The 5,621-nt window shown below is 23.4% G+C and carries 7 protein-coding genes and 1 pseudogene; 6 read left to right on the top strand and 2 right to left on the bottom strand.

Translation table 11 applies throughout. The annotated features are described in order from the left end of the window. The first annotated feature begins 242 nt into the window (after positions 1-242). Together E6A48_RS08920 and E6A48_RS08915 are read left to right on the top strand one after the other, a co-directional pair. On the top strand, positions 243-896 hold the full coding sequence (locus tag E6A48_RS08920; protein ID WP_219709843.1) for a DUF4405 domain-containing protein: 654 nt from the start codon (positions 243-245) through the stop codon (positions 894-896). A gap of 377 nt (positions 897-1,273) precedes the next feature. Beyond that, a complete protein-coding gene (locus tag E6A48_RS08915) occupies positions 1,274-1,783 on the top strand; it encodes a chemotaxis protein CheW (protein WP_219709841.1) in 510 nt (169 codons plus the stop codon). On the opposite strand, the gene E6A48_RS08910 is transcribed toward E6A48_RS08915, so the two are convergent. Together E6A48_RS08910 and E6A48_RS08905 are read right to left on the bottom strand one after the other, a co-directional pair. Then, on the bottom strand, positions 1,780-2,361 hold the full coding sequence (locus E6A48_RS08910; RefSeq protein WP_219709839.1) for a 5-formyltetrahydrofolate cyclo-ligase: 582 nt from the start codon (positions 2,359-2,361) through the stop codon (positions 1,780-1,782). The two genes, E6A48_RS08915 and E6A48_RS08910, sit on opposite strands and share 4 nt — an antisense overlap. 11 nt (positions 2,362-2,372) lie before the next feature. Next, on the bottom strand, positions 2,373-3,116 hold the full coding sequence (locus tag E6A48_RS08905; protein WP_219709837.1) for a PilZ domain-containing protein: 744 nt from the start codon (positions 3,114-3,116) through the stop codon (positions 2,373-2,375). A gap of 178 nt (positions 3,117-3,294) precedes the next feature. On the opposite strand from E6A48_RS08905, the gene E6A48_RS08900 reads away from it, so the two are divergent. The 4 genes and pseudogenes from E6A48_RS08900 to E6A48_RS08885 form a co-directional block, all read left to right on the top strand. Beyond that, a complete protein-coding gene (locus E6A48_RS08900; protein WP_219709835.1) occupies positions 3,295-3,705 on the top strand; it encodes an acyl-CoA thioesterase in 411 nt (136 codons plus the stop codon). Positions 3,706-3,722: 17 nt separating this feature from the next. Next, complete coding sequence (locus E6A48_RS08895; protein ID WP_013244811.1) at positions 3,723-4,031, top strand: hypothetical protein; 309 nt, start codon at positions 3,723-3,725, stop codon at positions 4,029-4,031. Between the two features lie 11 nt (positions 4,032-4,042). Further along, complete coding sequence (gene atpC / locus E6A48_RS08890; protein WP_219709833.1) at positions 4,043-4,468, top strand: ATP synthase F1 subunit epsilon; 426 nt, start codon at positions 4,043-4,045, stop codon at positions 4,466-4,468. Between the two features lie 100 nt (positions 4,469-4,568). Further along, positions 4,569-5,621: pseudogene (locus tag E6A48_RS08885) on the top strand (periplasmic flagellar collar protein FlcA); the annotation flags it as partial.

Below are 5,621 nucleotides of genomic sequence, written 5' to 3'. Positions count from 1 at the left end.
GGCGGGTATGTAAATAAAATTTATTTTTTATCTATATCAAATATAATAAATAAAAATATATTTATCATAAATTAATACAATAATCATAATTTTTTATATAAAATTTATTAAAAAAACAAATTATAAGAAACTTTTAATCATTCAATTCGTCTAATAAAGTAAATAGCATGCTATATTATCTCAATAAAAAAATTACTTTAACTTACAAATGAACTAATTTTGTAACAGGAGGTAAATTATAGATGAAAAATATAATTAAAATTTTTATAGATATAATAATGACCGTTCTTTTTTTCATTTTATTAGCATATAATCTAACAGGCCGTACAATACATGAATATTTAGGTTTTTTGATTTTTGCATTCTTTATAGTTCATCATATACTAAACTTTAATTGGTGTAAAAATCTATTTAAAGGAAAATATAATTTAACTAGAACATTTAATACATTTATAAATGTTATACTTTTTATATGTATGCTTGGATTAATTATAACTGGTATATTATTTAATAAAGATTTGGTAGAATTTTTTAATCTTAGCAGCATCAAGGTAATTAATAAAAAATTACATGTAATTTGCAGCTACTGGGGATTTATATTTATGTCTGCACACTTAGGAATGCATTGGGGTATATTTATAAATATGAGTAAAAAATTTATAAATATAAAAAAACCAATATGCATAACAATCGCTTTATTAATAGCTATATATGGAATAGTTTCATTCATAAAAAGAGATTTACACAATGTAATATTTTTAATTACAAAGCTTACTAGTTATGATGAGCCTGCTGCATTTTTCTTTATGGATCATATTGCTATAATGGGGCTATTTATATTTATTACTTATTATTTATGCAGATTAAGCACTAAATTAAATAAGGCTAATCAATAAAGGATTATAAAAGTAGTGTTATATGAGTTTATAAATAATTTAATAGATTGAATAAAAAAGTAGGAGGATTTTTAAAAGTTATTATAATAGTTAATTATAAAAAAAAAATATATATATTTAGAAATTTACTTTTTTTAACAAACCAAATAAATCATACTTACTCCATACCATAGGGATAAAATTTTATCTCTATGGTATTATTATATTCATATAGTTTTTAATAATATATATACCAAAATAACATCAAAACATATTTTATTGACTTTTTAATAAAAACATAATAAAATATCCCACTAATGATTAAAACAATATTTATTAATTTTGCAAATATATTTCCGATAATCTAATAACTGCAAAAATATATGGAGGCATTATATATGGCTGAAATAGAACAACAATCTATTGAAAATAATGAAAATAAGGTTGATGTAGAAAATAGTATTAACCTAGTTACTTTTAGATTGGGTCATAATGAATATGCTATAGACATTATGCAGGCTAAAGAAATTATTAAAATGGAAAAAATCACATTAATACCTAATGCCCCAGATTATGTTGAGGGAGTTATTAACCTTAGGGGAAATATTATTCCAATAGTTGATCTTAAAAAAAGATTTAATTTAGAAGAAAATGACGGCGAAAAAAATACAGGTATTATTATAGTAAAAATAGATGATGTAGATATGGGTATTATTATAGATGCTATTTCTAAAGTAGTATCTATTGCTACTTCTAATATACAGCCTCCTCCTCCTATGTTGTCCGGAATAGGTCAAAAATACATTAAAGGTGTTGCTAAACTAGAAGATAAACTATTGGTTGTTCTTGACTTGGAAAAATTAATAGTCGGCGATGATGATGACACTGAAGAAAATATAGAAGCTTAAAATATTGCTGTTATTACTTTATTTTCACTTATTATAATATCTAATATTTCATCATTATCATCTTTAGGTAATATTGGAAGTATTTGATAATCATATGAAAGCCCTATTCTTAAAGCATTTTTATTCTCTTTTAGAATATTATCATAATATCCTCTTCCAAAGCCTAACCTATTACATTGTTCATCAAAAGCCAAAGCAGGTATTATAAACATCGTTACATTTTCTATATTACAATCTTTACAATGTGCAAATGGCTCACCATTACCAAACTTTGTATTAAAATTAATATCCTTGCTATAATCTTCTATATATTTTAATGTCATATTATGGTCATCTATTATATATGGAGCAGATACTTTAATATTTTTATTTAATAGTTTTTCAATGATATTTTTTGTAGGAACTTCATTAGCAAAACTTATATATAAACAAACTTCTCTAAATTTATTTATATCTACTATATTAAAAAATTTATTTGTAATTAATAAAGCCCTACTCTCTATAAAATGGTTATCTAACTTACTTCGTATAAGTTTTAATGATTTTCTTAAAATTTGTTTCTCTTCTTTTATAAGCACTTTAATTTTTATTATGATGAGAAATTTTCATCTTCATATTCTATCAATATTTCTTGTAATAACTTATCTCTTATAATCTGGTCAATAATCTTTTGAGAAGCCACACCTATATCAATAAATTGTACAGCAAAACCTTTAGGGAAATTTGGTCTTTCTGTACCGTTATTAATGAAAACAACTTTAGCTTCGGTGAATAATTTAAAATCCTTAAAAGAAATAGTAAGACCTAACATATCACCCTTATTTGGAATATTAATATCAGAACGAATATAAGCACCATTACCACTAATAGATAGTATATTTCTCTCCATAGTGCCACGCATTTTATCTTTGTATGATACAATAACATTTAAAGGCCAATTTACTCTAGAATATTGTCTTCTTTGTGAGCTATCATTATTATTAACATGCTGCAAAAGAATATTATTAACATGACTCATTTCAGATTTCTTATTAAAAATTATAGCATAAGGATATTTATTATTATCAAAATCATCTTCCGCTTCTATAATAACTAATTTTATTTGCGGATTAATATCTTTTATTTTATCAGCAAAAAAACTAATACTATTTTCATCTTTTTCATTATATCTAATCATATAAAAATAAATATCTATATTATTTTTGATAATATATGACATAGATGAATGAGTATCTTTAAAAGTGCTTATATCAAAAGATTCTGAAAGCCCATTTTTATATTTATCTACAATATTAGAGTCACTTTCTATTAATACAGCCTTTACTTTATCCATTCCTTGCTCCTTATATACAATTAAATTAACTATAACATATTTAAATATTTATACAATACTATTATAGTAAAATATTTTTTCTATTTCAAATAAATGACTATTATAATTTTTTATAATTATGTTATAATAATTTTATATTACTCTTAAATACTATTTTTTAAGGAGAATACAAAAATATATGCCACATATTAACAAAACTGAAATAAGAATCATATATGCTGATACCGATCAAATGGGAATAGTTTATCATGCTAATTATCTTAAGTTTTTTGAAATAGGAAGAACAGAGCTTTTAAGAGAATTAGGCATTTCATATAAAGAAATGGAGGCTTATGGTATATTTTTACCTGTAAAAGAAGTTTTTATAGATTATAAAATATCAATAAAATATGATGATTTAATAGTTGTTCATACATCTGTAGATAAATTAAAGAATGTTTCATTAAAATTGAAATATGAAATTAGAAATAAAAACAATCCTGATATATTACATACTACTGGATATACACTTCATCCTTTTATAAATAAAAACGGAGATATAGTTAAACCTGATGATTACTTATATAATATAATGGCTAAAGGAAAATAAAAAGGATAATAAAAAATATGATGAAATGGATTAATATAGTACTTACTGTTTTATCTTCTGCAAATATGGTTGGTGATATTATAAAGGGAACTAGCTTGGAAAATAAAGCTAAAAATATGTATAAAAGGTTAGATGAAACAGAAAAACTTATGCTTGAAAGAGTTGATGCCAAAATGAATGGATATATAGATTATTTCAGCAAAGAGATTAATTCATTAAAAATTGTTATAAAATTTCTACTTATAGTATCTTTTATATTTTTTATTTTATTTATATTATCATTGATATTTTTTATTATTGTTTTAAAATATAAAAAAATAATTTAGAGTTTAGAAATATGGCTACAAAAAATAATAAAAAAACATTAGTATGTTCGGTAATCACTAAAGAAGGACCTATTTTAAGGTCTATAAAAATAGAACATATAGAACTGCCTTCTGTAAATGGGTATGTTTCTATATATACAGACCATTGTCCATATATAGTAAGTATATCCTATGGAGAACTTAGAATATATGATGAAGAAAACAAATTAATAAACATGTATGTAGAAGGCGGTATTGCTGAAGTAACACAAAATGTTATTGGTGTTTTGGTAGAAAAAGCTATATATCCAAAGGATATTGATGTTTCAATATTAAATGAAAAGATAGAAAAATTAAGTAAGCAGATGACTATTAATATTGAAGAGAAGAGAAGAAACAATATTGAAATAGATAAATGTAAAAAACAAATTGAAATAGTTAATAAAGTTAATAAATAAAATATTCTATTGAATTTTATTTATTAACCGATAATGAAGTTGACATATTTTTTATATTTTACTATAATCAATATGTGAATACAGTTTATAGATATTGAATATGCCAAAAATCGAAGATTTAGAAAGATTAGGAAGTTTAGCTTTTATAATAGGAAACAAAAACTTACCAAAAGAATTATCACAAGAAGACTATAACAATTTTAAGTCAGTATTTACAGATGAATATATGGCGAATTCTACCCCAAATAACGATGATGATGTGCCGTCTATAGATGATTTAGATAATTTAGATAATCTAGATTTGCCTGATAGTACTAATGATGATTTAGGTTTATCTGACGATTTAGGATTGCCTGATGACTTAGAAACAGCTAATAATTTAGACAATAATAGTGATGATAATATTGAATTAGATAATTTACCTGATAGCACTAGCGATGATTTAGGATTACCTGATGATTTAGGATTACCTAACGACTTAGAAACAGCTAATAATTTAGACAATAATAGTGATGATAATATTGAATTAGATAATTTACCTGATAACATTAACGATGATTTAGGTTTACCTGATGATTTGGGGCTACCTGAAGACTTAGGTATAACTGATAATTCAGATGATAATGATGAAAAGATAGAGTTAGATAATTTAGATTTGCCTGATGATCTTGACAATGATTTAGGATTACCTGATGACTTAGGTTTACCTGATGATTTGGATAATATAAAACATAATGATGAAAAAATAGATAATGATACAGATTTAAATAATTTAGATTTACCTAAAGATAAAGAATTAGAAAATAGAATTAACTCTGAGATTAATGATTCTTATAATAATAAATTAAATAATAATATTCCTGATTTACCTGTATTAGATGATTTACCTATGCCTGAAAGTTTAGATGACTATGGCAATACTAGTGATAGTGTAGAAGAAACAATAACAGATAATGAAGATATCGATAATTTATTAGATAATTTACCAAATGATTTAAACGATGATTTAGATGATACATTAGAAGAAGAAGTTGTTAATAATACTAGTAACTTAGATGATTTAGAAAGCGTATTAAATGATGATAATACTGAAGAGAAAGATGCTAAAGAAGATGATACTGACAATTTAGATGATTTAGAAAGCATACTAGAT

The organism is Brachyspira pilosicoli, assembly GCF_019402445.1.
GTDB classification, from domain to species: Bacteria; Spirochaetota; Brachyspiria; order Brachyspirales; family Brachyspiraceae; genus Brachyspira; species Brachyspira pilosicoli_B.
This window is presented reverse-complemented; position numbering and strand designations above follow the sequence as displayed.